Annotated in this window: 29 protein-coding genes and 1 other annotated feature; of the genes, 15 read left to right on the forward strand and 14 right to left on the reverse strand. The window is 50.0% G+C overall.

Annotated elements, in window-relative coordinates; translation table 11 throughout:
* Nucleotides 1-471: 471 nt before the first annotated feature.
* On the reverse strand, nt 472-954 hold the full coding sequence (gene smpB, locus LG384_RS23160; protein WP_045449753.1) for an SsrA-binding protein SmpB: 483 nt from the start codon (nt 952-954) through the stop codon (nt 472-474).
* Between the two features lie 115 nt (nt 955-1,069).
* Between smpB and LG384_RS23165 the strand changes: the two genes are divergently transcribed.
* On the forward strand, nt 1,070-1,552 hold the full coding sequence (locus LG384_RS23165; RefSeq protein WP_071829014.1) for a type II toxin-antitoxin system RatA family toxin: 483 nt from the start codon (nt 1,070-1,072) through the stop codon (nt 1,550-1,552).
* On the forward strand, nt 1,542-1,832 hold the full coding sequence (locus LG384_RS23170) for an RnfH family protein (RefSeq protein WP_136345272.1): 291 nt from the start codon (nt 1,542-1,544) through the stop codon (nt 1,830-1,832). Before LG384_RS23165 ends, LG384_RS23170 begins: the two co-directional genes overlap by 11 nt.
* Nucleotides 1,833-1,894: 62 nt before the next feature.
* On the opposite strand, the gene bamE is transcribed toward LG384_RS23170, so the two are convergent.
* The 3 genes from bamE to nadK form a co-directional block, all read right to left on the reverse strand.
* Nucleotides 1,895-2,239 (reverse strand): outer membrane protein assembly factor BamE, encoded by a 345-nt coding sequence (gene bamE, locus LG384_RS23175; protein WP_045446389.1) that lies wholly within the window; start codon nt 2,237-2,239, stop codon nt 1,895-1,897.
* A gap of 149 nt (nt 2,240-2,388) precedes the next feature.
* Entirely contained in the window at nt 2,389-4,050 is a 1,662-nt protein-coding gene (gene recN, locus LG384_RS23180; RefSeq protein ID WP_225761596.1) for a DNA repair protein RecN, read from the reverse strand.
* Between the two features lie 85 nt (nt 4,051-4,135).
* Nucleotides 4,136-5,014: an NAD(+) kinase gene (gene nadK, locus LG384_RS23185; protein ID WP_045446384.1), complete on the reverse strand. Its 879-nt coding sequence runs from the start codon at nt 5,012-5,014 to the stop codon at nt 4,136-4,138.
* Nucleotides 5,015-5,136: 122 nt separating this feature from the next.
* On the opposite strand from nadK, the gene grpE reads away from it, so the two are divergent.
* Nucleotides 5,137-5,730: a nucleotide exchange factor GrpE gene (grpE, locus tag LG384_RS23190; protein ID WP_045446381.1), complete on the forward strand. Its 594-nt coding sequence runs from the start codon at nt 5,137-5,139 to the stop codon at nt 5,728-5,730.
* A gap of 54 nt (nt 5,731-5,784) precedes the next feature.
* Here grpE and LG384_RS23195 read toward each other — a convergent pair whose 3' ends face one another.
* On the reverse strand, nt 5,785-7,071 hold the full coding sequence (locus LG384_RS23195) for an HlyC/CorC family transporter (RefSeq protein ID WP_225761597.1): 1,287 nt from the start codon (nt 7,069-7,071) through the stop codon (nt 5,785-5,787).
* 18 nt (nt 7,072-7,089) lie between these two features.
* Nucleotides 7,090-7,881 carry an inner membrane protein YpjD gene (locus LG384_RS23200; protein ID WP_045449751.1) on the reverse strand — a complete coding sequence of 264 codons (792 nt, stop codon included), beginning with the start codon at nt 7,879-7,881 and terminating at the stop codon, nt 7,090-7,092.
* A 166-nt stretch (nt 7,882-8,047) separates the two neighbouring features.
* Here LG384_RS23200 and ffh point away from each other — a divergent pair, with 166 nt between their 5' ends.
* The 7 genes from ffh (at nt 8,048) to LG384_RS23235 (ending at nt 13,694) form a co-directional block, all read left to right on the forward strand.
* Nucleotides 8,048-9,409 carry a signal recognition particle protein gene (gene ffh, locus LG384_RS23205; protein ID WP_045446375.1) on the forward strand — a complete coding sequence of 454 codons (1,362 nt, stop codon included), beginning with the start codon at nt 8,048-8,050 and terminating at the stop codon, nt 9,407-9,409.
* A 300-nt stretch (nt 9,410-9,709) separates the two neighbouring features.
* A complete protein-coding gene (rpsP, locus tag LG384_RS23210; RefSeq protein WP_003031228.1) occupies nt 9,710-9,958 on the forward strand; it encodes a 30S ribosomal protein S16 in 249 nt (82 codons plus the stop codon).
* An 18-nt stretch (nt 9,959-9,976) separates the two neighbouring features.
* Entirely contained in the window at nt 9,977-10,525 is a 549-nt protein-coding gene (gene rimM, locus LG384_RS23215; protein ID WP_225761612.1) for a ribosome maturation factor RimM, read from the forward strand.
* Nucleotides 10,526-10,569: 44 nt separating this feature from the next.
* Complete coding sequence (trmD, locus tag LG384_RS23220; RefSeq protein ID WP_003031232.1) at nt 10,570-11,337, forward strand: tRNA (guanosine(37)-N1)-methyltransferase TrmD; 768 nt, start codon at nt 10,570-10,572, stop codon at nt 11,335-11,337.
* A 39-nt stretch (nt 11,338-11,376) separates the two neighbouring features.
* Entirely contained in the window at nt 11,377-11,724 is a 348-nt protein-coding gene (gene rplS / locus LG384_RS23225) for a 50S ribosomal protein L19 (RefSeq protein ID WP_004104634.1), read from the forward strand.
* A gap of 134 nt (nt 11,725-11,858) precedes the next feature.
* Nucleotides 11,859-12,269, forward strand: coding sequence for a DUF2946 domain-containing protein (locus tag LG384_RS23230; protein ID WP_370637230.1), 411 nt, complete (start codon nt 11,859-11,861; stop codon nt 12,267-12,269).
* 63 nt (nt 12,270-12,332) lie between these two features.
* Nucleotides 12,333-13,694 (forward strand): PepSY domain-containing protein, encoded by a 1,362-nt coding sequence (locus LG384_RS23235; RefSeq protein WP_225761598.1) that lies wholly within the window; start codon nt 12,333-12,335, stop codon nt 13,692-13,694.
* Between the two features lie 3 nt (nt 13,695-13,697).
* On the opposite strand, the gene LG384_RS23240 is transcribed toward LG384_RS23235, so the two are convergent.
* From LG384_RS23240 to LG384_RS23255, 4 genes are all read right to left on the reverse strand, one after another.
* Nucleotides 13,698-14,180 carry an OmpA family protein gene (locus LG384_RS23240; protein ID WP_045446366.1) on the reverse strand — a complete coding sequence of 161 codons (483 nt, stop codon included), beginning with the start codon at nt 14,178-14,180 and terminating at the stop codon, nt 13,698-13,700.
* 12 nt (nt 14,181-14,192) lie between these two features.
* Nucleotides 14,193-15,419 carry a diguanylate cyclase DgcN gene (gene dgcN / locus LG384_RS23245; RefSeq protein ID WP_045446363.1) on the reverse strand — a complete coding sequence of 409 codons (1,227 nt, stop codon included), beginning with the start codon at nt 15,417-15,419 and terminating at the stop codon, nt 14,193-14,195.
* Nucleotides 15,412-15,930, reverse strand: coding sequence for a YfiR family protein (locus LG384_RS23250; RefSeq protein ID WP_045446360.1), 519 nt, complete (start codon nt 15,928-15,930; stop codon nt 15,412-15,414). Before LG384_RS23250 ends, dgcN begins: the two co-directional genes overlap by 8 nt.
* Nucleotides 15,931-16,087: 157 nt before the next feature.
* Nucleotides 16,088-16,462, reverse strand: coding sequence for a DUF2799 domain-containing protein (locus tag LG384_RS23255; RefSeq protein ID WP_045446358.1), 375 nt, complete (start codon nt 16,460-16,462; stop codon nt 16,088-16,090).
* A 217-nt stretch (nt 16,463-16,679) separates the two neighbouring features.
* On the opposite strand from LG384_RS23255, the gene aroF reads away from it, so the two are divergent.
* Together aroF and tyrA are read left to right on the forward strand one after the other, a co-directional pair.
* On the forward strand, nt 16,680-17,750 hold the full coding sequence (gene aroF / locus LG384_RS23260) for a 3-deoxy-7-phosphoheptulonate synthase AroF (RefSeq protein WP_045446355.1): 1,071 nt from the start codon (nt 16,680-16,682) through the stop codon (nt 17,748-17,750).
* Between the two features lie 10 nt (nt 17,751-17,760).
* Nucleotides 17,761-18,882: a bifunctional chorismate mutase/prephenate dehydrogenase gene (tyrA, locus tag LG384_RS23265; RefSeq protein WP_045446352.1), complete on the forward strand. Its 1,122-nt coding sequence runs from the start codon at nt 17,761-17,763 to the stop codon at nt 18,880-18,882.
* Nucleotides 18,883-18,982: 100 nt separating this feature from the next.
* Here the strand turns inward: tyrA and pheA are convergent, their stop codons facing one another.
* From pheA to bamD, 4 genes are all read right to left on the reverse strand, one after another.
* Nucleotides 18,983-20,143, reverse strand: a complete 1,161-nt coding sequence (gene pheA / locus LG384_RS23270; RefSeq protein WP_045446349.1) for a bifunctional chorismate mutase/prephenate dehydratase — start codon at nt 20,141-20,143, stop codon at nt 18,983-18,985.
* Nucleotides 20,144-20,165: 22 nt separating this feature from the next.
* Nucleotides 20,166-20,291, reverse strand: a sequence feature (Phe leader region).
* On the reverse strand, nt 20,243-20,290 hold the full coding sequence (gene pheL, locus LG384_RS23275) for a pheA operon leader peptide PheL (RefSeq protein WP_100250063.1): 48 nt from the start codon (nt 20,288-20,290) through the stop codon (nt 20,243-20,245). (Overlaps the previous feature by 48 nt.)
* Nucleotides 20,292-20,393: 102 nt before the next feature.
* Nucleotides 20,394-20,732 carry a ribosome-associated translation inhibitor RaiA gene (gene raiA / locus LG384_RS23280; protein WP_045446346.1) on the reverse strand — a complete coding sequence of 113 codons (339 nt, stop codon included), beginning with the start codon at nt 20,730-20,732 and terminating at the stop codon, nt 20,394-20,396.
* A 269-nt stretch (nt 20,733-21,001) separates the two neighbouring features.
* Entirely contained in the window at nt 21,002-21,739 is a 738-nt protein-coding gene (bamD, locus tag LG384_RS23285; protein ID WP_136345265.1) for an outer membrane protein assembly factor BamD, read from the reverse strand.
* A gap of 131 nt (nt 21,740-21,870) precedes the next feature.
* Here bamD and rluD point away from each other — a divergent pair, with 131 nt between their 5' ends.
* The 3 genes from rluD to clpB all read left to right on the forward strand — a co-directional run bounded on the left by rluD (nt 21,871) and on the right by clpB (nt 26,282).
* Nucleotides 21,871-22,851: a 23S rRNA pseudouridine(1911/1915/1917) synthase RluD gene (gene rluD / locus LG384_RS23290; RefSeq protein WP_045446340.1), complete on the forward strand. Its 981-nt coding sequence runs from the start codon at nt 21,871-21,873 to the stop codon at nt 22,849-22,851.
* Entirely contained in the window at nt 22,848-23,579 is a 732-nt protein-coding gene (gene yfiH / locus LG384_RS23295; RefSeq protein ID WP_045446338.1) for a purine nucleoside phosphorylase YfiH, read from the forward strand. The genes rluD and yfiH overlap by 4 nt, the downstream gene beginning before the upstream one ends.
* A gap of 129 nt (nt 23,580-23,708) precedes the next feature.
* Nucleotides 23,709-26,282: an ATP-dependent chaperone ClpB gene (gene clpB / locus LG384_RS23300; protein WP_045446336.1), complete on the forward strand. Its 2,574-nt coding sequence runs from the start codon at nt 23,709-23,711 to the stop codon at nt 26,280-26,282.
* The last annotated feature ends 421 nt before the right edge of the window (nt 26,283-26,703 follow it).

Here is a 26,703-nt window from a genome sequence, read left to right on the forward strand (position 1 = left end):
TTGGTTAGGTCGTAATGATGTCAGCTGCTTATATAAAATTAATCCTGGCCCCGTGGTCAGATAGTTCTTTCGTATTAGATGATATAGTCACAAAGAAAGTATTCTGCAACTTCTACATATTAAAAACATATGGTGATAATTCAGGTAGATACTAATTAAAGGTTGTTTGAGTACGGATGTTTTCATATTGCATTGTATTTTAAGGTTTTTTGTTTTTATCTGCTGAGTCGGGAAGATATATAATAAACACCAGTAATAATAATGTTATTCACCGGTGGAAATAAGATGGTGGTGGCTTGATGTTTTATTTTATTAAGCTATGAGGGGCAATAAAAAGAGAACGGTGTATTTGGGATTTTAACGATTCAGCAAAAATAAACTATAAATACGGTGAATGTATTGGGGTGGTTTCAATAACTAAACAATAACGACCAGTCTCCGCGGGAGAGACTGATCACAAAGTATGGAGATTTATCGGCCTGCATTTTTCATAATACGAGCTTTATCCAACTGCCATTCACGCTCCTTCACATCGGAGCGTTTATCGTGTTGCTTCTTACCTTTGGCTACGCCAATTTTCACTTTGCACCAGGCATTCTTCCAGTACAGCGAAAGTGCAACCACGGTATAACCCTCACGGTTCATTCGACCATAAAGAGAGTCAAGTTCACGCTGGTTTAACAGCAGTTTCCGGGTACGGGTGGGGTCGCACACGACATGTGTTGAGGCAACCGCCATCGGGGTGAAGTTTGCGCCAAACAGGAAAGCTTCACTGTCTTTGAGAATGACATAGCTATCGCTGATATTGGCTTTGCCTGCGCGCAGGGATTTAACTTCCCAGCCTTGCAGGGCGAGTCCGGCTTCGAACTCTTCTTCGATAAAGTATTCGTGTCGTGCGCGTTTGTTAAGCGCGATTGTGGCTGAGCCAGGTTTGTGTGCTTTTTTCTTCGTCATAATGCCGCTCAGTATAGGTAATCTGGAATCGAAAAACACCCCATTTCATCCAGCGGGGCGTAAGGCGCTATCTTAGCACGAGTTAGGCTATAGCGTTTTTTTTAGCGGATGATAAATGGTATTATTTGTACGATTGATATTGATGGAAATTGTTATGCCTCAGATTAGCCGGACCGCTTTAGTACCTTACAGTGCGGAACAGATGTATCAGTTAGTGAATGATGTTAAATCCTATCCCCAGTTTTTACCCGGTTGCACCGGAAGTCGTGTCCTGGAGTCAACACCAGGACAGATGACGGCGGCTGTGGATGTTTCTAAAGCAGGGATCAGCAAAACGTTCACCACGCGCAATCAACTGACCAATAACCAGAGCATCCTGATGCATCTGGTCGATGGCCCTTTCAAAAAACTGATCGGCGGATGGAAATTTACGCCGCTCAGCCAGGATGCGTGCCGCATTGAGTTTCAGCTTGATTTTGAGTTCACCAACAAGTTAATTGAACTGGCGTTTGGCCGGATCTTCAAAGAGCTGGCGTCTAACATGGTGCAGGCCTTCACCGTTCGTGCAAAAGAGGTTTACAGTGTCAGTGTCGGCTAAGATTGTCGTCGAAGTCGCGTATGCGCTGCCGGAAAAACAGTACCTGCAACGCGTAACGCTGCAAGAGGGGGCAACGGTTGAAGAGGCCATTCGCACCTCCGGGTTGCTGGAATTACGCACCGATATCGATCTCAGCAAAAATAAAGTAGGTATCTACAGTCGTCCGGTAAAACTTGCCGATACCGTGCATGATGGTGATCGAGTAGAAATATATCGACCATTGATTGCTGACCCGAAAGAGCTGCGCAGACAGCGGGCAGAGAAATCTGCTAAAAAGTAGCAGATATAAAAAAGGTGCTCACTGAGCACCTTTTTTGATCTCTGAAACCTGCGTTCTGAACCTTATTTATTGTCAGTCAGCGCTGGTTTGTTATCGATATTGGTCAATACACCACTGCTGTTAAAGGTCAGAGTCAGCGTTTGCTGCGTTACGCCTTCATGTCCTGGTTGCTGGCGGAACACATAGAACCAGGTGTTGGTGCCAAAAGGATCGGACATCATCGGCGTACCCAGAGCATAAGCAACCTGCTGTTGCGTCATACCCACACGAATTTTGGATACATCGTTAGCGGTCAGATAGTTTCCCTGGTTGATGTCAGGACGGTAAACCACTCGCTCCAGAGTGGAACAGCCTGCAGTCAACATCAGTAGTACTGCTGCAGCAGCAGTCAGCGTTTTACAGCGCATAGTGATTTGATTCCTTTTCGGGCCCGAGCAGTACGCGGCTCATATGTAATATGTCGATGATAATAGACCTTTCACCACTTTAAAACCTTTTGCTGTCGGGTCGGCTGGCGATTTTATGTTGAACTCAGACCGTTACAAGGGAAAAAAGTTTACGCTGCCAGCAGTTCTTTTGCATTTGCCAGGGTATTGCGCGTCACTTCGCTACCGCCAAGCAAGCGGGCTAGCTCTTGCAGGCGCGCGCGTTTGTCGAGCGGTTGCATATGCGTTTCAGTCATCGCGCCGTCAGTTTCTTTGCTGACAAAGAAGTGTTGGTGGCCACAACCAGCAACCTGTGGGAGGTGTGTGACACACATAACCTGTGTTGATTCACCCAACTGGCGTAACATTTTCCCCACGACGGCGGCTGTAGGGCCGCTAATACCGACGTCAACTTCATCGAAAATCAGTGCCGGGGTTTCCATTTTACGCGCAGTGATGACCTGAATAGCCAGTGCGATACGTGACAGTTCCCCACCAGAAGCAACTTTCGCAATGGCCTGCATCGGTTGACCAGGGTTCGTGGTGACTTTAAATTCAACGCGATCGGCACCGTCTGCGCTCAGATGATGTTCATCAAACTTTACATCAATACAAAAGAGGCCGTGCGGCATAGAGAGGGTATGCATACTTTCTGTAATCAGTTGCCCAAGCTCCTGAGCGTAATACAGCCGCTGCTGATGCAGTGCTTTAGCTGTTTCCAGCGCTTGCTGGTGGTGATTGTTCACCGCCAGCGTTAAGGTTTCCAGCGAGTCGGCCTGATCGTCAAGCTGCTGTTGTTCATCCAGCAGAGACTGGTAAAACTGAGGAAGCGCTTCCGGTGCGACATGATGTTTGCGCGCCAGAGAGATTTGCTTAGAAATCCGCTGCTCAAGTTCGAACAAACGGTTTGGGTCTAAATCCAGTCGGTCGCAGTAGTGGCGCAATTCGTCGCTGGCTTCGCTGAGCTGGATGGTGGCCTCTTCGAGCATGTCCAGAATACCGGAGAGCTTACTGTCCATTTCCGCCAGTTCGCCAACCAACTGCTTTGCTGTGTACAGTTGGCTTTGCAGGTTAATGTCTTCGCCATCTGCCATGATAGCCAGCGCCTGTTGGCTGGTGGTGAGTAATTGCCCGCTGTTAGCCAGACGCTTGTACTCTTCATCGATTTGTTCAAATTCACCCACCTGAGGGTTAAATTCATTCAGCTCCTTTAACTGATACTGCAATAGCTCCGCACGGGCGGCGCGCTCCTGGCTTTGCTGCTGATGATGCGCCAGGTCACGGCAGCTCTGGTGCCACAGCTGGTAGCGTGCAGCCATTTCCTGAGTCAGTGAGGCTTCATTGGCGTAGCCATCGAGCAGGAATTTTTGCTGCTCAGGTTTAGTCAGGAGCTGGTGTGCGTGCTGGCCGTGGATTTGAATAAGCAGTTGGCCCAGTTCGCGAAGCTGTGACAGTGGAACGGCGGTGCCGTTGATAAAGCCGCGGGAGCGTCCGTCGCAGCTGATCACGCGGCGGAGCAAACACTCACGACCATCTTCAAGCTGGTTTTCCTCCAGCCAGCGCAGCGCCGCAGGTGTGTCTTTCAAAGAGAAGCGGGCACACAGGTCGGCACGTGTGGCACCAGTGCGCACCATGTCGGCATCTGCACGCCCACCCAGGCACAAACCGAGGGCATCAATGGCAATGGACTTACCCGCCCCGGTCTCACCGGTGATGACGGTCATTCCGCTCTGGAAATCGATCTCAAGTTCACGAACGATAGCAAAATTGCTGATGGTCAGTTGTGCCAACATAGCTGTTTTCCTGTATGAAAAACCATGACTGTAATTACATACAGTATAAACTGGTTTTTTATACAGTAAAGAGGCTGGTGTTAAATTAGAATAATTTTTTTGACCAACCCAGTTTCGTGCTTAATGTATTGAAATAGCTGTAATCTTTTGGGTGAATCAGGTTCAGGTGGTAATCACAACGACGAATCAATACGTCTTCACCTTCCTGTATAGGTAACGCAATCTGGCTGTCGCAGCTAATTTCCAGGTCATTCCGGCGATGGGAGAAGCGCAACCGAATTGTGCTGTTACTGTTAATCACCAGCGGGCGTGCCGACAATGTGTGCGGGAACATCGGTACCAGCGTAATGGCATCGAGCGATGGCGTCAGAATCGGACCGCCGGCGGAAAGCGAGTAGGCCGTTGAGCCGGTTGGCGTAGAAATAATGAGCCCGTCCGAGCGTTGGGAGAAGGCGAAGGTCTCATCGATATAGACCTCGAATTCGATCATGTGCGCGACTTTTCCAGGGTGCAGAACAACTTCGTTGATGGCGGTGCTGATGCGCTTCTGGCAATCCTGCTGGCAGACCTGGGCTTCAAGCAAAAAGCGCTTTTCACTGATGTAGTGGCCTTCCAGCACGTCGGCTAACTGTTGATGGGCGTTGTCCGGGTCAAGGTCTGTCAGAAAACCGAGGTTGCCACGGTTAATCCCGATAACCTTAATGTCATAGCGTGCCAGTGTGCGCGCTGCACCAAGCATATTGCCATCGCCACCAACAACCACAGCGAGGTCCGCTTGTTGGCCTATCTCCGCCAGAGTGCCGGTTTTCACATTTTTCAGTTGGAGTTCGTGGGCGATTTGTTGCTCCACGATAACCTCATAACCTTTCGTGCACAGCCAGCGGTAGAGCATTTCATGTGTCGTCAGTGCAGTGGGGTGACGTGGATGCCCCACAATGCCAATACACTTGAAATGTTTGTTCATTTTCTCGAGGTCCTTGTAGCGAAGATTAGTGACAATGTGAGTACTTCCCTTGAATCCCTGAATCTGATCCCCATAATAAGCCAAGTTAGCGAGATGAATGCGAAAAAAACGCGGAGAAATTCATGAGTAGTAAAGAACAGAAAACGCCTGAGGGGCAAGCCCCGGAAGAAATTATCATGGATCAGCATGAAGAAGTTGAGGCGGTTGAACCAGACGCTTCTGCTGAGCAGGTGGATCCGCGCGATGAAAAAATTGCGAATCTGGAAGCTCAGCTTGCCGAGGCCGAAACGCGTGAGCGTGACAGCGTGTTGCGTATCAAAGCTGAAATGGAAAACCTGCGTCGTCGTACCGAACTGGACGTAGAAAAGGCGCATAAGTTCGCGCTGGAAAAATTCGTCAACGAACTGCTGCCGGTGCTGGATAGCCTGGATCGTGCGCTGGAAGTGGCGAACAAAGACAGCGATTCCATGACGGCGATGGTTGAAGGTATTGAGCTGACCCGTAAGTCGATGCTGGATGTCGTAGCGAAGTTTGGTGTGCAGGTGGTTGCGGATATTGATGTGCCGATGGACCCGAACGTGCATCAGGCTATTGCAATGGTTGAGTCTGACGAAGTGGCTGCCGGTAATGTACTGATGGTGATGCAGAAGGGTTATACCCTGAACGGACGTACCATTCGTGCAGCGATGGTGTCTGTGGCAAAAGCCAAAGGCTAACCAGCCTGTAGTGCCGGGTAATGCAGATGTTTTACCCGGCCTACAATCATCTTCCTAGTCTCCCACGCTCTCGCGCAGCGGTTTTACCGGTAATACCTGTACCTGCTTAATCATATTGTCCTGCACGTCGAGAATATCGATATCGTACTGACCAATGCGCACTCGCGTACCGGCAATCGGGATCTCTTCCAGCGCTTCAAGAATAATGCCGTTCACCGTTCTCGCGTCATCTTCCGGTAAGTGCCAGTTAAATGCTTTGTTGATTTCACGAACGTTGGCGCTGCCGTCAATAATCACTGAACCGTCATTCTGCGGCGTGACTTCCTCTGCAAGCGTTGGTGACATTGAGGTGGTGAAGTCGCCGACAATCTCTTCCAGAATATCTTCGACCGTGACCAGTCCCTGAATATCACCATATTCGTTGACCACCAGACCCACCTTCTTTTTATTACGCTGAAATTTAATCAACTGGGTGCTGAGCGGTGTGCCTTCCGGGACGAAATAGATTTCGTCGGCGGCGCGTAGCATAGTCTCTTTGGTAAACTCTTTTTTCTCGGCCATCAGGCGCCAGGCTTCACGTACGCGCAGCATGCTGATGGCGTCGTCCAGCGAGTCACGGTACAGCACAATGCGACCGTGCGGGGAGTGCGACAACTGGCGCACGATTGATTTCCAGTCATCGTTAATATCAATACCGATAATTTCGTTGCGCGGTACCATGATGTCGTCAACGCTGACTTTTTCCAGATCCAGCACTGACAGCAGCATATCCTGGTTACGGCGAGAGATTTGCGAGCGCGATTCATTCACCAGGGTACGAAGTTCATCTTTACTCAGCGAACCGCTCACCACGATATCCGTTTTAATGCCCATCAGGCGCATCAGCAGACGCGTGATGGTATTAAGCAACCAGACCAGTGGCATCATCAGTATTTGCAATGGGGCAAGCAATACGCTGCTGGGATAGGCGACCTTTTCCGGGTACAGCGCGGCAATAGTTTTCGGCAACACTTCGGCAAACACCAGCACGACGAAAGTCAGAACACCGGTGGCAATCGCCACACCCGCATCGCCATACAGGCGCATACCGACAATGGTACCGAGCGCCGAGGCCAGGATATTTACCAGGTTGTTACCGATGAGCACCAGGCTTATCAGGCGGTCTGGCTTACGAAGTAATTTTTCAACGCGTTTTGCCTGACGGTTACCCTGTTTTGCCCGGTGACGTAGACGGTAGCGGTTCAGGGTCATCATTCCGGTTTCAGAGCCGGAAAAGTAGGCAGAAATAACCACCATGATGAGAAGAGTGATAATGAGCGTGGTGGTGGAGATATGTTCCACGTAGGGTTCCTTAAAGACTTAACTCACAAGCTGCTGCAGTATGCGGCTGCCGAAATAGGCCAGCGTCAGAATGCCTGCGCCCGCGACGTTAAACCACACGACACGACGTCCGCGCCAGCCCTCATGGTAATGCCCCCACAGCAGAACGATATAGACAAACCATGCCACGATAGAGAGAACGGCTTTATCTATATTTTCCGTACTGAACAGATTATGCATGTAAAACAGGCCAGTACACAGGGTCAGCGTCAACAGAACTACGCCTATCTGGGTGATATGAAACATTTTACGTTCAATGCTCATCAACGGCGGCATTTCGTTGTTGAAAGCCAGTTTTTTGTTTTTGAGCTGATAATCGATCCACGCCAACTGCAGTGCATACAGTGCGGCAATGATTAACGTTGCATAAGATAATAGCGACAGTCCGATATGGATCATCATACCCGGCGTGGCTTCGAGATGGGTGATGTACTCGTTGGGCATAAACGTGGCGCATGCCAGATTGATCAATGCGAAGGCATAAACAATCGGCAGCAATAGCCAACCACGATTGCGTGAGGCTACGATGGTCATTACGGTACAAATCATCAGGCTGACCAGTGAACCAACGTTCAGCAGGCTCAGGTTTTGTCCGCTTTCGCCTCCGGGCAGAATACGAGCTTCCAGGGCAAAAGCGTGGCATACCAGCGCGATAACCGCCGAAAGAATAGCCATGCGCCGCCAACCGCTGTTTTTCTGCAGCAGGGCGGGAACGATCAGCGCGAGGCTGATGGAATAGGCGACAAGGGCGAACAGAGCAAAAACGGGCATATATGTGTCGACAGTTTGGCCAGTGATAAAGAAAAGCAGTATAGCGTTACGTGACCGCTGCTCCAACCGTTGCATAACAACAAAGGCGGCTTCATGTTATACTGCGACAAATTTCTGTTGATGTGTCGCTGTCGCGACCGACCGTTTCCACCCCAGGCGAGAGACAATGTTTGATAATTTAACCGATCGTTTGTCGCGCACGCTGCGCAATATCAGTGGCCGTGGACGCCTTACTGAAGACAACGTTAAAGAAACGCTGCGCGAAGTGCGCATGGCGCTGCTGGAGGCTGACGTTGCGCTGCCGGTAGTGCGTGAGTTTATCAATCGCGTAAAAGAGAAAGCGGTTGGTCATGAAGTTAACAAAAGCCTGACGCCAGGGCAGGAGTTCGTCAAGATTGTCCGTAACGAACTGGTTGCGGCAATGGGCGAAGAAAACCAGACGTTGAATCTGGCTGCGCAACCTCCGGCCGTCGTTCTGATGGCGGGTTTGCAAGGTGCGGGTAAAACAACCAGCGTCGGTAAACTGGGTAAATTCCTGCGCGAGAAGCACAAGAAGAAAGTGCTGGTCGTATCCGCTGACGTATATCGCCCGGCGGCGATCAAGCAGTTGGAAACGCTGGCCGAGCAGGTCGGTGTGGACTTCTTCCCGTCTGATGTTGGTCAGAAGCCGGTTGATATCGTTAACGCCGCGCTGAAAGAAGCCAAACTCAAGTTCTACGACGTGTTGCTGGTGGATACCGCTGGTCGTTTACACGTTGACGAAGCCATGATGGACGAAATCAAACAGGTCCACGCGTCTATCAATCCGGTAGAAACGCTGTTTGTTGTCGATGCCATGACTGGTCAGGACGCCGCGAATACCGCAAAAGCATTTAACGAAGCACTGCCGTTAACCGGTGTGGTTCTGACTAAAGTCGATGGTGATGCCCGTGGCGGTGCTGCGCTTTCTATTCGTCATATCACCGGTAAGCCGATTAAATTCCTCGGTGTGGGTGAAAAAACAGAAGCGCTGGAGCCGTTCCATCCGGATCGTATTGCTTCGCGTATTCTCGGTATGGGCGATGTGTTGTCGCTTATTGAAGATATTGAGAGCAAGGTTGACCGCGCGCAGGCTGAAAAGCTGGCGACCAAGCTGAAGAAGGGCGACGGTTTCGACCTGAACGACTTCTTAGAGCAGCTTAAACAGATGAAAAACATGGGCGGCATGGCAAGCCTGATGGGCAAGCTGCCGGGCATGGGTCAGATTCCTGACAACGTGAAATCGCAGATGGACGATAAAGTGCTGGTGCGTATGGAAGCCATCATCAACTCAATGACGATGAAAGAACGCGCCAAGCCGGAAATTATCAAAGGTTCTCGCAAACGCCGTATCGCACTGGGCTGTGGTATGCAGGTACAGGATGTTAACCGTCTTCTGAAACAGTTCGACGACATGCAGCGCATGATGAAGAAAATGAAGAAGGGCGGAATGGCGAAGATGATGCGGAATATGAAGGGCATGATGCCGCCAGGCTTCCCTGGTAGATAAATATATCGGGCTACCTTATTTGCCATTTTGACGCCGGAGTGTGCTCAACAAAACACTATAGTGTTTTGAACGCACTTCAGGGCGAGCGGAGCGAGTAAATGCTCACGAACTGCGTGTACGCTCCGCTTTCTGCGCGCACGCCGACGTCAAACTGGCTGCAACGGTAACGCCCTGGCATAAAGCTTCATCACATGCTGATTGCTTTTTTCCCAGAAATCAGTAAAATTTTCGGGCTTTTAATATGACACCGGGTCCCTTCCCTCGATGGGGCCCGGTGTTTTATTCACACAAGAGGATGTTATGGTAACTATTCGTTTAGCTCGTCACGGCGCTAAAAAGCGTCCGTTCTACCAGGTTGTTGTCACCGACAGCCGTAATGCACGCAACGGTCGCTTCATTGAGCGCGTTGGCTTCTTTAACCCAATCGCTAGCGAAAAAGAAGAAGGCACTCGCCTGGATCTGGATCGCATCGCTCACTGGGTTGGCCAGGGCGCGACTATTTCTGATCGCGTAGCTACGCTGATCAAAGCAGCAAACAAAGCAGCTTAATCTGTCACGGTGGTCATGATGAGCAAGCAACTCGCCGCACAGGCACCCGTGGAACCCATCGTTTTGGGTAAAATGGGGTCTTCTTACGGTATCCGTGGTTGGCTCAGAGTGTTTTCTTCCACTGAAGACGCCGAAAGCATTTTTGGCTATCAGCCCTGGTTTATCCAGAAGGCGGGTCAGTGGCAGCAAGTACAGCTGGAAAGCTGGAAGCACCACAATCAGGATCTGATCATCAAGCTGAAAGGCGTTGACGATCGTGATTCGGCGAATCTACTGACGAATTGCGAAATTGTCGTAGATTCCTCGCAGTTGCCAGCGCTGGAAGATGGTTCTTACTACTGGAAAGACCTTATGGGCTGTCAGGTAGTGACCACTGAAGGCTACGATCTCGGTAAAGTCGTCGATATGATGGAAACCGGATCGAATGACGTAATCGTCATTAAGGCAAACCTGAAAGATGCGTTTGGTATCAAGGAACGTTTAGTACCGTTCCTCGATGGGCAGGTTATCAAGAAAGTCGATCTCGCTACTCGTACTATCGAAGTAGATTGGGATCCTGGTTTTTAAACCACCGGATAAACGGTAAAAGTCGGCGTTATGGGGATTGGCTTGTGTTTATAGGTATCGTTAGCCTGTTTCCAGAAATGTTCCGCGCAATTACCGATTACGGGGTAACTGGCCGGGCAGTAAAAAATGGCCTGCTGAACATCCAGAGCTGGAGTCCTCGTGACTTTACTCATGACCGACACCGTACCGTGGACGATCGTCCTTACGGCGGCGGACCGGGGATGTTAATGATGGTGCAACCTTTACGGGACGCCATTCATGCAGCAAAAGCTGCGGCTGGTGAAGGCGCAAAGGTGATTTATCTGTCACCTCAGGGACGCAAGCTTGATCAAGCGGGCGTTAGCGAACTGGCCACGAATCAGAAGCTGATTCTGGTGTGTGGTCGCTATGAAGGAATAGATGAGCGCGTGATTCAAACCGAAATTGATGAAGAATGGTCAATCGGCGATTACGTTCTCAGCGGTGGTGAGTTACCAGCAATGACGCTGATCGACTCCGTTTCCCGGTTTATTCCGGGAGTTCTGGGTCATGAAGCATCAGCAATCGAAGATTCGTTTGCTGACGGGTTGCTGGACTGCCCACACTATACCCGACCTGAAGTGTTAGAACAGATGGAAGTACCGGCAGTGTTACTGTCGGGGAACCACGCTGAGATACGTCGCTGGCGTTTGAAACAGTCGCTGGGCCGGACCTGGCTTAGAAGACCTGAACTTCTGGAAAACCTGGCTCTGACTGAAGAGCAAGCAAGGTTGCTGGCGGAGTTCAAAAAGGAACACGCACAACAGCAACATAAACATGATGGGCAGGCGTAAGCCCCCAATATCAGTTTACCCAGGATAAGAGATTAAATTATGAGCAACATTATTAAGCAACTTGAACAAGAACAGATGAAGCAGGACGTACCTTCCTTCCGTCCGGGTGATACCGTGGAAGTGAAAGTATGGGTTGTTGAAGGTTCCAAAAAACGTCTGCAGGCATTCGAGGGCGTGGTTATCGCTATTCGTAACCGCGGTCTGCACTCTGCATTCACTGTTCGTAAAATCTCCAACGGCGAAGGCGTTGAGCGTGTCTTCCAGACTCACTCTCCGGTAGTTGACAGCATTTCTGTCAAACGTCGTGGTGCTGTTCGTAAAGCTAAACTGTACTACCTGCGTGAGCGTACTGGTAAGTCTGCTCGTATCAAAGAGCGTCTTAACTAAGATATCGCTCAGGCGACATCCTGACAGAAGGGGCTGGCCAATTGGCTGGCCCCTTTTTTTATATCGTTGAAACTCACATTGTTAACCATTAGTTCATAAATCATTTACAATGACTCTTCGTTGCCGGAGGAACAGTGGCTATTGGTGTAACTTCTCAGTCAATTAATCAACGATACGCGGCATGGTTTGCGTTGTTTGCGATCCTGTTGATCGTCGTTGCGCCGCTGATTTCTGTCTCTTTGCAACAAGATCCCATGAGCACTATGCCGGGTATGTACCATGACATGAGCATGATGGCGGAGCACGCTGAAACTCATTCGAGTGCAGCGCCGATGACGATGCCTGTCGATCACGGAGAAGCGTGCGGCTATTGTGTCCTGTTGGCTCATGTTCCCGGGCTGATACTGGCGCTGGTGATCCTGCTGTGTGGTGTGTTACTTATTCAGAAAAAAATGCCGTTGCATCCTACAGCGACATTCTGGCACTTTTTCCCCTGGCTTTATCCCGATACCCGTGCGCCGCCGCGCAGGCCTGCTTTTTCCTGATTCTAACAATACGTTTGTACGCATAAGCGCTACGACACTCTTTTGCTTTTTCTAAGGAAAAGTATGACAACCTGCACCCCGCGTGCGGCATGGGTAGCCCTGCTGCGACGCCTTCATTTCTATATCGGTCTGTTCGTCGGACCATTTATCTTTGTAGCGGCGCTTACCGGTACACTCTATGTCGCCACGCCTCAGCTGGAAGAGGCGATTTACTCACGAGCGCTTCAGGGAACAGGACCAGGGGAGCTGCAATCGCTGGCGGCTCAAGTTGCAAAAGCGCAGCAGATAACCGGCAATCAGTTGCGTGTGCATGCGGTACGGCCTGCTCTGGAGCCAGGGACAACAACCCGGGTCATGTTTGCTGATCCGACACTGGCTCCCTCAGAAAACCGGGCGATTTTTATCGACCCGGTTACGCTGTCGGTAAATGGGGATATGACCGTATATGGCACCAGTGGGATCTTACCTCTGCGACAATGGATCGACTATGCTCACCGTTCTTTGCTGCTGGGCGATACAGGGCGTCTGTATAGTGAACTGGCGGCATCCTGGATGTGGATAGCGGCCCTGGGCGGCATCGCGCTTTGGTTTTTTACGCGACCAAAACTCAGGCTGAATAATCGTGTGCAAAACAGTCGTCGCTTACACGTAGTGCTGGGGTGGTTTCTGTTGGGGGGAATGTTGTTGTTCTCCGCTACAGGGTTGACCTGGTCACAATGGGCTGGGGGGAATGTGGATAAAATGCGCGCGGCTTTTGGCTGGCTGACGCCGCAGGTCAATACTCAACTCCATGGTGCCATAGAATCTCACCATGACCATGCCGGGCATCACGCTGAAATGGTGATGCCCGCAATGAGTGTCATTGACGGTAACCAGTTTGATGTCGTTTTACGTGTGGCGCAGGCGGCGGGGATAAAGGCTAAAAAGCTGGAGATCCGCCCGGCAAAAGATACACAGCATGGTTGGACCGTCACTGAGATTGACCGCCGTTGGCCTACTCAGGTCGATGCGGTTTCTATTGATGCGACAACGATGCAGGTAATCGACCGGACGCGATTTGCTGATTTCCCGTTAATCGCGAAACTGACGCGTTGGGGCGTTGATTTCCATATGGGGATCCTGTTTGGTCAATTGAATCAATGGCTGTTGATTATCTTTGGTGCAGGGCTTTGCCTGATGATTGTGATTGGCTATCGACTGTGGTGGATTCGTCGACCCGCTCGTTCAGCGGTTAACCCGGCACAGACGCTGGTTCAGTGCTGGCTGATGCTCAATGGGAAAGGGCGATTTGCTGTGCTGGCGGTGGCGATTGTTCTGGGGGCCTTGATGCCAGTTGCAGGTATTAGTCTTTTGTTTTTTATAGCAATTGACTGGCTGCGCTGGTTCAGTGCTTCGCATACTGTTCTGGCGCAGTCAGCCGAGTGATGATTAAGGCGTGCTGATAACCACCGCAACACGGCGGTTTTCGGCACGACCTTTTGACGTCTGGTTACTGGCGATCGGGTATTTTTTACCCAGTCCCTGCGTCGTCAGATTAGTTCTGGGGATGTTAGCACCCTGAGCCCAGGCATCTGCAACTACGTTAGCACGCTTGAGTGACAGAGCCTCATTGTAGCTGTCTTCACCATAGTTGTCGGTATGACCATCCAGACGAGCGTGGTTCAAGCCGGTAGCAGCCAGTTTGGATGCCATTTCCTGGATCTGTTTTTCACTTTCAGGGCGGAGTTTATAGTCGTTTTTATCAAACAGGATGGTATCGGACAGACCCAGAGACCAGTCTCCCGAAGCTTCAGTAAACCCGTATGATTTCATGGCTGCAATTTGTTCAGGTGTAAATTTACCCTGAGGAGCCTGACAGCCTGCCAGAATCAGCATTATCAAAATAAACGGGGATAATAGACGTTTCAGCATGTGTGTAATTCCTTATTTTTTAATTATGCGTTGAGAACGCAAATGTTTCGCCTGATACATATTGTGATCGGCCAGTTCTTGTAATTTTTCAGCAGAGGCATGTTCCCACGTCAGCGCAAAACCGATGCTTAGCGTCATGCTTGCCAGATGACCATTATCAAGGTCAAAAGGTCGGTTAAACTCTTGCGACAGTGCGGTACAAATGTGCTCAACTTCGTGTTCTGAATGAACGCTGTACAACACCATGGCAAATTCATCCCCTCCCAGACGGTACGGTTGATGGCGATTGCCACCAAATTCGGCCAGTCTTTTGGCGACTTCAATCAGAACCCGATCGCCTGCAGCATGCCCCCAGGTGTCATTAATAAATTTAAAGTTATCACCATCGAGGAATAACAACGCCGAACTACCGTGAGCGTCTTTGTCGTTCATCAGGGCGTTAATGCTGTTACGAAATGCGGCCCGATTAGCAAGACCGGTAAGAGGGTCATGCAGTGCGGTACGCAATAGTTGTGCATTCTTGGCCTGGAGCCGTAGCTGCCATTCTTCCATCTCATCCAGCAGACTATTAAAGTCTTGAGCAAAAAGATGAAACTCTTCAATACGTTCTTCTGAAACTCGTCGCGAGAAGTTACGGTTAGTACGAACATCATGCACCACTTCAGTAATATTCTGCAGAGCCTCCACAACGCCGTTGTGTAAATAGCGAGTGAGCATTAATGCAATACCCGATGCCAATAAAATGCATCCGGTAAGAACGGCTAATGACAAATAAATAAAATGGCTGATCACGCTATCGCGCGCAACCACGCATACTTCACCGATAACGTTGCCATTGTGCATAATGGGCTGAGTAACCGGTTGTGGGAAAAGCCAGTGGCTTATCAGTCCGCTGATTTTGTCTGTTGTATCCTGTGCGTCATAGCGCCAGGTGGCGATCACTTTTTGATCCTGGTTGCGTACTTCGGCAACTGAAAATTGCCCTTGTTTCCCCAGTGCAGCCAGTGTTTCTGTTGCGGCAAAGCCATCAGAAAAGACTAACGCGGCTTCAAGCGAGTGAGTCATAGTCGCGGCGGTCAAATCCAGATTTTTTTGCGCATATTGCTTCAAAGCTAACACGGAAGAAATGCTAAGCAGCAGCCAGATCAGCGTCATTGTTACCAGAACGCTGATTATGCTGATACGCCGTAATGTCCGTTTAAACGTCGGGCGTTTTATGGGAGAAATACCCTTATCCATGCTTATTATTCCGTGCCAGCATCAATACGTCTGGACTAACCCTTACACCGCTGCGCGACAGGGCATCCATATTTACGGAAAATCTTACGTCTTTATCATTAATTATGAGGCAGAAGGCGCTACCAATAACGCATTCAGTATTCTGTTCAGCAATTAATAACAATGCCTTAGATGGATATTTATTCTTTAATTCCACCTGGTATGTAGGCGATTCTTTACCAAAATAAAAACCATCACACTGTGCAACTAAAACTTCCTGGTCCGTATGAACAATGACGGGAAGATAAGGCAACGCCGCAGAACTGGTATCTTGCAATACGCTGGAAAAACGTGATGAAGAGAAAATACACAGTTTTGGTGGACCTGAAAGTGCTGGCCAGCGAGTGTAACTGACGATGCCGGCAACCATTGAACGTACAGATTTTGCTTCTTCAGTCATGCTTTGGGCAAACAGCGGTAACCCGGTCATGAGCAGTGCCAGTAGAAGTATGAGTCGATAAGAAAAGCTCATGAGATGTTACCTACTAGCGTCAGCTGTATACGTCGAAATAAATTGGCGATTGTTTGTAGCAAAATAACATTATTTTTTCAGGGCGTCATTATATCTGGAGGGCTAATATTGACGACCTAAGCTAAACCTCAGTGATTGGTGAATTGTAAGTCTTTGTTTAATTTAATCTTGTTGAGGCGGCTCCCTCGTTTGCTCCTTTTTGCCAGGCACTGTGTAATTGGCTGACATTCTCGACAGTATCGCAAGCTGGGGGGAAGGTTTTTCCGCTCAATCCTCGTGCATAGACAAAGTCTGGCTGACAGATTTTTCTTTGTCCCTCGGCATAACCCTTAAGATATTGTGGACGATCGACCTCTGGATCATTGTAGTTGTCGGCAAGTATTTCATTATCTTTAATGACATTACCCGAAATAGAGTCTTGTATCCCCGCATCGTACCAGTCGGTGCTGGTCCATGTGGGGGCGTGGGTATAAGGATCTATCTGGCAGCCGCTAAGAAATAATACAAATAGGGTGCTGATGAGTTGCTTCATTGCCTGTACTCCCTGGGTTTATTAAAAAAGCATAGTGGATCTGAAACATGAGGAGTGTAAATTAAAATGTACATCTATAGGCCAGTTTTTTGCGTTAAAATGTAGTGGTGTAAATTAAAATTTACGGATTATGGATTGAAATCTTTACCTGTTATGTTATCGTTATCTCCTCCTCGCAGAGGACACTATCGCAAACGAGCTAAACAGGATCACCACCATGCAAAAAGACGCGCTGAACAACGTACATATCACCGACGAACAGGTTCTGATGACCCCGGAACAACTCAAAACGGAATTCCCGTTGAGCCTGGCGCAAGAGGAGCAAATTGCTCAATCGCGCAAAACCATTTCTGACATTATAGCGGGTCGCGATCCGCGTCTGTTGGTGGTATGTGGCCCTTGCTCAATTCACGACCCTGAAACTGCTCTTGAATATGCTCGTCGATTTAAGACCCTTGCCGCAGAGGTCAGCGATAGCCTCTATCTGGTGATGCGCGTTTATTTTGAAAAACCCCGTACCACCGTCGGCTGGAAAGGGTTGATTAACGATCCTCATATGGATGGCTCTTTTGATGTAGAAGCAGGCCTGAAGATTGCGCGTCAACTGCTGCTTGAGCTGGTTAATATGGGGCTGCCGCTGGCAACGGAAGCATTAGATCCAAACAGTCCGCAATACCTGGGCGATCTGTTTAGCTGGTCAGCTATTGGTGCGCGTACGACTGAATCGCAGACTCACCGTGAAATGGCTTCGGGTTTGTCCATGCCGGTAGGCTTTAAAAACGGAACTGACGGCAGCCTGGCGACAGCAATCAATGCCATGCGCGCAGCTGCGCAGTCGCACCGCTTTGTTGGCATTAACCAGGCAGGGCAGGTTGCATTGCTGCAAACCCAGGGTAACCCGGATGGCCATGTGATCCTGCGTGGCGGTAAAGCGCCGAATTACAGTCCGGCAGACGTAGCACAGTGCGAAAAAGAGATGGAGCAGGCGGGACTGCGGCCTTCACTGATGGTAGATTGCAGTCATGGTAACTCCAATAAAGATTACCGTCGTCAGCCAGCCGTGGCTGAGTCTGTGGTTGCTCAAATTAAAGATGGCAACCGTTCAATCATCGGCCTGATGATTGAAAGTAATATTCACGAAGGCAACCAGTCCTCCGAGCAACCGCGCAGTGAAATGAAATACGGCGTCTCTGTAACTGACGCCTGCATTAGCTGGGAAATGACGGACGCGTTGTTGCGTGAAATTAGCAAAGACTTGAACGGCCATCTGGCGACGCGCCTGGTTTAAGAGGTTAGTTATGGTTGCTGAATTGACCGCGTTGCGCGATCAAATTGATGAAGTGGATAAGGCGCTGCTGGATTTACTTGCGCGCCGTCTGGAACTGGTTGCTGAAGTCGGCGAAGTTAAAAGCCGCTTTGGGCTACCGATCTACGTACCTGAGCGCGAGGCATCTATGCTGGCTTCGCGCCGTGCGGAGGCAGAAGCGCTCGGAGTCCCTCCAGATCTTATTGAAGATGTTTTGCGTCGGGTAATGCGCGAGTCTTACTCCAGCGAGAATGACAAAGGCTTTAAAACGCTTTGTCCTTCTCTGCGTCCGGTGGTGATCGTCGGTGGCGGCGGTCAGATGGGGCGGCTGTTTGAAAAAATGCTCACCCTGTCGGGTTATCAGGTGCGTATTCTCGAACAGCAGGACTGGGATCGTGCGCAGGAAATTGTGGCTGACGCCGGAATGGTGATTGTCAGTGTGCCAATTCACGTCACGGAGCAGGTTATTGCGAAATTACCGCGCTTGCCTGCTGACTGTATCCTGGTCGATCTGGCCTCGGTGAAAAATGGCCCGCTGCAGGCGATGCTGGCGGCGCACGATGGTCCCGTAGTGGGTTTACATCCGATGTTTGGCCCGGACAGCGGCAGCCTGGCAAAGCAGGTGGTTGTGTGGTGTGACGGACGTCAGCCGGAAGCTTATCAGTGGTTCCTGGAACAGATTCAGGTCTGGGGCGCGCGGCTACATCGTATTAGCGCCGTTGAGCATGACCAGAATATGGCCTTTATCCAGGCGTTGCGTCATTTTGCGACTTTTGCTTACGGCTTGCATTTAGCAGAGGAGAATGTGCAACTGGAGCAGTTGCTGGCGCTCTCTTCACCGATCTACCGCCTTGAACTGGCGATGGTAGGACGGCTGTTTGCCCAGGATCCGCAGTTGTATGCCGATATTATTATGTCTTCAGAGAGTAACCTCGCGCTGATCAAACGTTATTACAAACGTTTTGGCGAAGCGATTGGTTTACTGGAACAGGGGGACAAGCAGGCCTTTATCGACAGCTTCCGTAAGGTTGAACACTGGTTTGGTGATTATGCTAAACGTTTTCAGAGTGAAAGCCGTACTCTGTTGCGCCAGGCTAACGACAGTCGCCAGTAAGTAAAATGCCGGATGGCAACGCTTACGCGTCTTATCCGGCCTACAAAATCGTATGAATCGTAGGCCGGATTAGCGTAGCGCTATCCGGCATTGTCACACTTTAGCTCGGATTGACTGGCACTACATTCTCACTTGGATAACAGCCAAGTACTTTCATCGAACGGGTAATTTCCCCCAGCTCCTTCAATGCTTTTTGCATCTCTGGTGATTCCAGATTGGCCTGTATATCGAGATAAAACATCTCTTCCCACGGATTGCCGTGAATCGGGCGTGATTCCAGTTTAGTCATTATCAGATTATGGTTACGCAGCACCAGGAGCGCTTCAACCAGCGCACCAGCCTGCTGACCCGTCGCCATTAGCAGCGTGGTTTTCGCCGGAACCTGGTCGGAAACATTTATTGCCTTGCGTGCCAGCACGACAAAACGGGTAATATTTTGCGACTGATTGGCTTCAATATGTGCGAGGACCTGCAGACCATGCAGTACGCCACCGGCCTCGCTTCCAAGAGCCGCTACGTGTGGTGAGTTGGCCTGCGCGACCTTTTCCATTGCTGCAGAGGTGCTTTCTGTATACTCGATCTTCCAGTGTGGATAGCGGTTGAGAAACTTGCTGCACTGCTGGAACGGTTGCGGGTGGCTGTACACGGTTTCAATGCTATTTAGATCCGCAGTACCGGAAACCAGCACACAGTGGTCGATAGTGATCGTCATCTCCCCCACGATAGAAAGGCTGGTATGTTGCAGGAGGTCGTAGACATCGTTGATCGCACCGGAACTGGTGTTTTCAATCGGTACCACCGCGTAGTCGGCTTGCCCTGTTTCTACCTGGTTGAAAATATCGGCAAATTTTGCGCAGCCGCTCTCAATAAACTGCTCAAAGTGGCGTGCGGCATACTGACGTGCTGCAAGGTGAGAATACGAGCCTTTTGGCCCCAGAAAAGCGACCCGTGCTGAGTGTGGGTTGATCTTGTTCAGATGCTGCTGAAGGAGCGCCTGTTGGGTGAGTACGGAGTCTTCGATGATGAGCTGGAATAGTCGGGTGATGTAGTGTGCGTCGAGGTGATGTGTTTTACCAAGCTGAATCAACCGGTCTAACAGATCACGTTCGCGGTCAATATCGCGAACCGGACGATGAGAAAGCAGCTTAGCTTTGCCGACTTCTACGGCCAGTCCACGTCGCTCAGCCAGCAAAGCCAGTAATTTTTCATCCAGCGTGCTTATCTTCTCTCGCAGCGCCAGTAACGGGTTTTCCGATGTCATAGTGTTGCCTTTCTTGTTATCAATAAAAAAGGCCCCCCGTTGTGGGAGGCCTTATTGTTCGTCTTCGCATTCTTTATCACACGACGAAACGCCTCCCATTCAGGGGAAGGTAAAAAAGAATGCGAAGAAGAACGGGACAAGTTTCATGTAATTTTCCTTTGGCTACGACAGTAAAGTACCTGTACTGTTTTCACCCTGTCAACAAAAAACGCGCCCGAAGGCGCGTTGGCGATACACTCAATGTAAGGGACTACTCTTCTTCTGCTTCGACGAAGTTGGCGTCTTTTACTGAAGTTGTTGCACGACGGGCTTCGCCTTTGTGCTGCACTTTATTGAGCTGCCGTTCCAGCTTGTTGATCAAATCGTTAATTGCGGTGTACATATCTTCGTGTTTTGCGCTGGCGACCAGATGTCCGTTCGGTGTATTGATGGTGGCATCAGCAATGAAACCCTGTGGCTCCTTGGACAGGACGATATGTGGATTAATCAGATGAGTTTGCCATTTATCTAATTTGGCGAGACGGTCTGCGACATGCTGGCGAATTGCCGGAGTAATTTCCATTTGTTTACTGGTAATGTTCATTGTCATAAATTTTACCTCTTGTCTTTCCCGTCTTGGTGATTCCAGCATACCGTTCCTAATGTCAAAATGTGTGATTTAAATCACATTTTTTTGTCGCTTTTTGTCAAGAAAACCTTTTTGTGAGGCACCGCAGGAACAGGTGATTTATTACTTGAGGAATACCTGAAAGCAGGCCATATTTGACTGGATGCGTTGCAGCTAAACCGCTTCAGTTACAGCGTCAACGGATAAAAAAACGGCAGCCCAAAGGCTGCCGTTTTGCATTTACAGATAAATCAGGTGTTGCTGCTGTTGGCGGCAATAATTTTCGCCACTTTTTCGGCCTGTGCATTCATCTGCATCTGGCGATAGGCGTTTTCCATCAACGGTAGAGCATCACGTGTTGCCTGTGTATCCGGGAAATCGCGCAGCATTCCTTCCACTCGGTTCACAACTGCAACCCATGCGCCACGTGCAGTGTAGTATTCAGCAACGGAGTACTCATACTTCGCCAGGCGATCTTTCAGGAAGACCAGTCGTTTGGTGGCATCCGTCGTGTACTGGCTATTCGGATAACCGCGTACCAGTTTGGAAAAGTCATTAAACGCAGCTCGGGCATGCTGAGGATCGCGATCGCTGCGATCGACACCAAAGAATCCTTGCAGTGCGCTATCATCCAACGCCATATTGGTCAGGCCACGCATGTACATGACGTAATCAATGTTAGGATGTGTCGGGTTCAGGCGGATAAAACGATCGATAGCAGCCTGAGCAAGTGGCAGATCGGCGTTTTTGTAGTAGGCGTAGATGAGATCTAATTGCACCTGCTGAGAATACGGTCCAAATGGATAACGGTTATCCAACGCTTCCAATTGCGTTATTGCCTGTTTCCAGTTACCGTCCTGCAGCTTTTGCTGAGCAGTCGCGTAGATTTCATTTGGCGGATTATCGGGCACCTCTTCCTTTGAACCAGAGCAACCCGCCAAAAACAGGCTCAACGTGGCTGCTGCCACCAGATATTTCATGCGCGTCATGACGTTTTGACTTTCCTCAAAATGTTTTACGGGAGATTCTCTGTTCCTGCTCCCGGTTAAGACCAGCTACAATAGCACACTATATTAAACGGCAAAGCCGTAAAACCCAACGTTAAACGAAGAAGCAGTTTATGGCACAACGAGTAGAACTCACCGCAACAGTCTCCGAAAATCAGCTCGGTCAACGCTTAGATCAGGCTTTGGCCGAATTGTTCCCTGATTATTCGCGTTCACGCATAAAAGAATGGATCCTCGATCAGCGCGTGCTGGTAAATGGTCATCTTTGCGATAAACCGAAAGAAAAAGTGTTAGGTGGAGAACGAGTCTCCATCAATGCTGAAATTGATGAAGAAGTCCGTTTTGAAGCTCAGGATATCCCGTTGGATATCGTTTATGAAGATGATGACATTCTTGTCATCAACAAACCACGTGACCTCGTGGTACATCCGGGCGCCGGTAATCCGGATGGTACGGTACTGAATGCGTTACTGCATTACTACCCGCCAATCGCGGATGTTCCGCGGGCCGGTATTGTGCACCGCCTGGATAAAGACACGACCGGATTAATGGTGGTGGCAAAAACCGTTCCGGCACAAACGCGTCTGGTAGAGTCGTTGCAGCTGCGTGAAATCACGCGTGAATATGAGGCTGTGGCAATCGGTCATATGACTGCGGGTGGTACGGTTGAAGAACCGATCAGTCGTCATCCAACCAAACGTACGCATATGTCAGTCCATCCAATGGGTAAACCGGCGGTGACTCACTATCGTATTATGGAGCACTTCCGTGTGCACACGCGTCTGCGGCTGCGTCTGGAAACCGGACGTACGCACCAGATCCGCGTGCACATGGCGCATATCACCCATCCGTTGGTGGGTGATCAGGTTTACGGTGGTCGTCCGCGCCCACCGAAAGGTGCATCGGACGAATTCATTTCTACGCTGCGTAAATTTGATCGTCAGGCACTGCATGCCACCATGCTGCGCCTGTATCACCCGATCTCTGGTATCGAAATGGAATGGCACGCGCCGATTCCACAAGATATGGTTGATCTGATCGCGGTGATGCGTGCCGATTTCGAAGAACATAAGGATGATGTTGCCTGGTTATGAGTAAGCTAATTGTCCCGCAGTGGCCGCTGCCGCAAGGCGTCGCAGCCTGTAGTTCTACACGTATTGGCGGTGTCAGTATGCCGCCTTATGATTCGCTGAATCTGGGGGCCCATTGCGGCGATAACCCGGAGCATGTTGAAGAGAACCGCAATCGGCTGTTTGCTGCGGGCAATCTGCCTTCGAAACCCGTCTGGCTAGAACAGGTTCATGGTAAAGATGTCCTCAAGCTTAGCGGCGGGCCTTACTCTTCAAAGCGTGCAGATGCCTCCTGGAGCAATACGCCAGGCACCGTATGTGCGGTGATGACGGCGGACTGTTTGCCAGTGCTGTTCTGTAACCGAGCAGGAACGGAAGTCGCGGCGGCCCATGCGGGCTGGCGCGGGCTATGTGCGGGTGTCCTGGAAGAGACGGTGTCGTGTTTTACTGATAAACCTGAAAACATTATTGCCTGGTTAGGGCCGGCGATTGGCCCGAACGCTTTTGAGGTGGGACCAGAAGTCCGCGAAGCGTTTATGGCAATAGATCCGCAAGCGGAAAGCGCATTTCAGGCTCGCGGTGAAAAGTATCTGGCAGATATCTATCAACTAGCGCGCCAGCGTCTGGCAAATGTCGGGGTTGAGAACCTCTACGGAGGCGACCATTGCACCTTCAGCGAAAGTGAGACTTTCTTCTCTTATCGTCGCGACAATACCACGGGTCGTATGGCAAGTTTTATTTGGCTGATATAACCTAAAGAATCAAGACGATCCGGTACGCGTAATTTTCTTTTCACATAATTCAGGTCATTCACCTTGAATAATTGAGGGATGACCTCATTTAATCTCCAGTAGCAATTTTGACCTGTTATGGGAGGAGTTATGCGTCTGGATCGTCTTACTAATAAATTCCAGCTTGCTCTTGCCGATGCCCAGTCACTCGCATTGGGGCACGACAACCAATTCATCGAACCACTTCATCTAATGAGCGCCTTGCTGAATCAGGAAGGGGGATCGGTACGTCCTTTATTAACGTCTGCTGGTATTAATGCCGGCCAGTTACGTACAGCTATTGATCAGGCGTTGAGCCGTTTACCGCAGGTAGAAGGTACCGGCGGTGATGTGCAGCCTTCTCAAGAACTGGTGCGTGTACTGAATCTTTGCGACAAGCTGGCGCAAAAGCGTGGGGACAACTTTATTTCGTCAGAACTGTTCGTTCTGGCGGCGCTTGAGTCGCGCGGTACGCTGACAGATTTATTAAAATCAGCGGGGGCGACGACCGCCAATATCACTCAGGCAATTGAACAGATGCGTGGAGGTGAAAGCGTGAACGACCAGGGGGCTGAAGACCAACGTCAAGCCTTGAAAAAATATACTGTTGATCTGACCGAACGTGCCGAACAGGGCAAGCTCGATCCGGTTATTGGGCGTGATGAAGAAATTCGTCGTACCATTCAGGTACTGCAACGTCGTACTAAAAACAACCCGGTATTAATTGGTGAGCCTGGTGTCGGTAAGACGGCAATCGTTGAAGGCCTTGCTCAGCGAATCATTAATGGTGAGGTGCCAGAAGGTTTAAAAGGCCGTCGCGTACTGGCGCTGGATATGGGCGCGCTGGTGGCTGGGGCGAAATATCGTGGTGAGTTTGAAGAACGTCTGAAAGGTGTTCTGAACGATCTTTCGAAACAGGAAGGCAACGTCATTCTGTTTATCGATGAATTGCATACTATGGTAGGTGCAGGTAAAGCGGATGGCGCAATGGATGCCGGGAACATGCTGAAACCAGCGCTGGCGCGTGGGGAACTTCACTGCGTGGGTGCCACGACGCTCGATGAATATCGTCAGTATATCGAAAAAGATGCTGCGCTGGAGCGTCGTTTCCAGAAAGTGTTTGTCGCTGAACCTTCAGTAGAAGACACCATTGCCATTCTGCGTGGTTTGAAAGAACGTTATGAACTGCACCACCACGTGCAGATAACTGACCCGGCAATTGTTGCTGCAGCGACGCTGTCCCATCGCTATATCGCTGACCGTCAGTTACCGGATAAAGCCATCGATCTGATCGATGAAGCCGCGTCCAGCATTCGTATGCAGATTGACTCCAAGCCGGAAGAACTGGACCGACTCGACCGCCGAATTATCCAGTTGAAACTGGAGCAGCAGGCGTTGATGAAAGAGTCTGATGAGGCGAGCAAGAAACGCCTTGATATGCTCAACGAAGAGCTGGACGAGAAAGAACGTCAGTATTCTGAGTTAGAGGAAGAATGGAAAGCGGAAAAAGCGTCACTCTCCGGAACGCAAACCATCAAGGCTGAACTGGAGCAGGCGAAAATCGCGATTGAACAGGCTCGTCGTGTTGGCGACCTGGCGCGGATGTCCGAATTACAATACGGTAAAATTCCTGAGCTGGAAAAACAGCTGGAAGCAGCCACCCAGTCCGAAGGCAAAACGATGCGTCTGTTGCGTAATAAAGTGACTGATGCGGAAATTGCTGAAGTGCTGGCGCGCTGGACGGGGATCCCGGTCGCCAGAATGCTGGAAGGTGAACGTGAAAAACTGCTGCGGATGGAGCAGGAACTGCATAGTCGCGTCATTGGGCAGAATGAGGCGGTCGAAGCTGTTTCTAACGCTATTCGCCGTAGCCGTGCTGGGCTGTCCGATCCTAATCGCCCGATTGGTTCGTTCCTGTTCCTTGGACCAACCGGTGTGGGTAAAACTGAACTGTGCAAAGCGCTGGCCAACTTTATGTTCGACAGCGATGACGCAATGGTACGTATCGATATGTCCGAGTTTATGGAGAAACACTCCGTGTCTCGTCTGGTAGGGGCGCCTCCGGGATATGTCGGTTATGAAGAAGGTGGATACCTGACGGAAGCAGTGCGTCGTCGTCCTTATTCGGTCATTTTGCTGGATGAAGTTGAAAAAGCGCATCCGGATGTGTTCAATATTCTGCTGCAGGTACTTGATGACGGCCGCCTGACTGACGGGCAGGGGAGAACGGTTGACTTCCGTAATACGGTAGTGATTATGACCTCTAACCTCGGTTCAGACTTGATTCAGGAACGTTTCGGTGAACTCGATTACGGCCATATGAAAGATCTGGTGCTGGGAGTTGTGAGCCAAAACTTCCGTCCGGAATTCATCAACCGTATAGATGAAGTTGTTGTATTCCATCCTCTTGGGGAACAACACATTGCATCTATTGCCCAGATTCAGTTGCAGCGTCTGTACAAACGTCTGGAAGAACGTGGCTATGAAATCCACATTTCTGATGAGGCGCTTAAACTGCTGAGTGCGAATGGCTACGATCCTGTTTACGGGGCGCGTCCATTGAAACGTGCTATTCAGCAGCAGATCGAAAACCCGCTGGCACAGCAAATCCTGTCTGGTGAGCTGATGCCGGGCAAAACGATTCGCCTGGAAGTGAATGACGATCGTATTGTGGCAGTGCAGTAAGCCGCAAAACATCAAAAACGGGTCCGTCAGGACCCGTTTTTGTTTAAAAAGAAGGCTCTAATGGGTTTGTATCACATATATTGATTGAAAAGTAATCGATTGATAGGTTTTTTATATTTTTAACTTGTCAGCCTGAAATAACTCCCTATAATGCGCCTCCACTGACACGGAACAACGGGCTACAGGCCGCCGGGTCAGCGGGGTTCCACTGAGAACTTCGCGGAGAAAAGCAAAAATAAATGCTTGACTCTGAATGAGGAAAACGTATTATACGGGACCTCGCGACAGAGCGCCAAAGCGCGTCGCAACTGCTCTTTAACAATTTATCAGACAATCTGTGTGGGCACTCAATGATACGGATTCTTAACGTCGCAAGACGAAAAATGAATACCAAGTCTCTGAGTGAACACGTAATTCATTA

The organism is Citrobacter sp. Marseille-Q3906 (genome assembly GCF_916618775.1).
In the GTDB taxonomy this organism is placed as follows: Bacteria; Pseudomonadota; Gammaproteobacteria; order Enterobacterales; family Enterobacteriaceae; genus Citrobacter; species Citrobacter murliniae.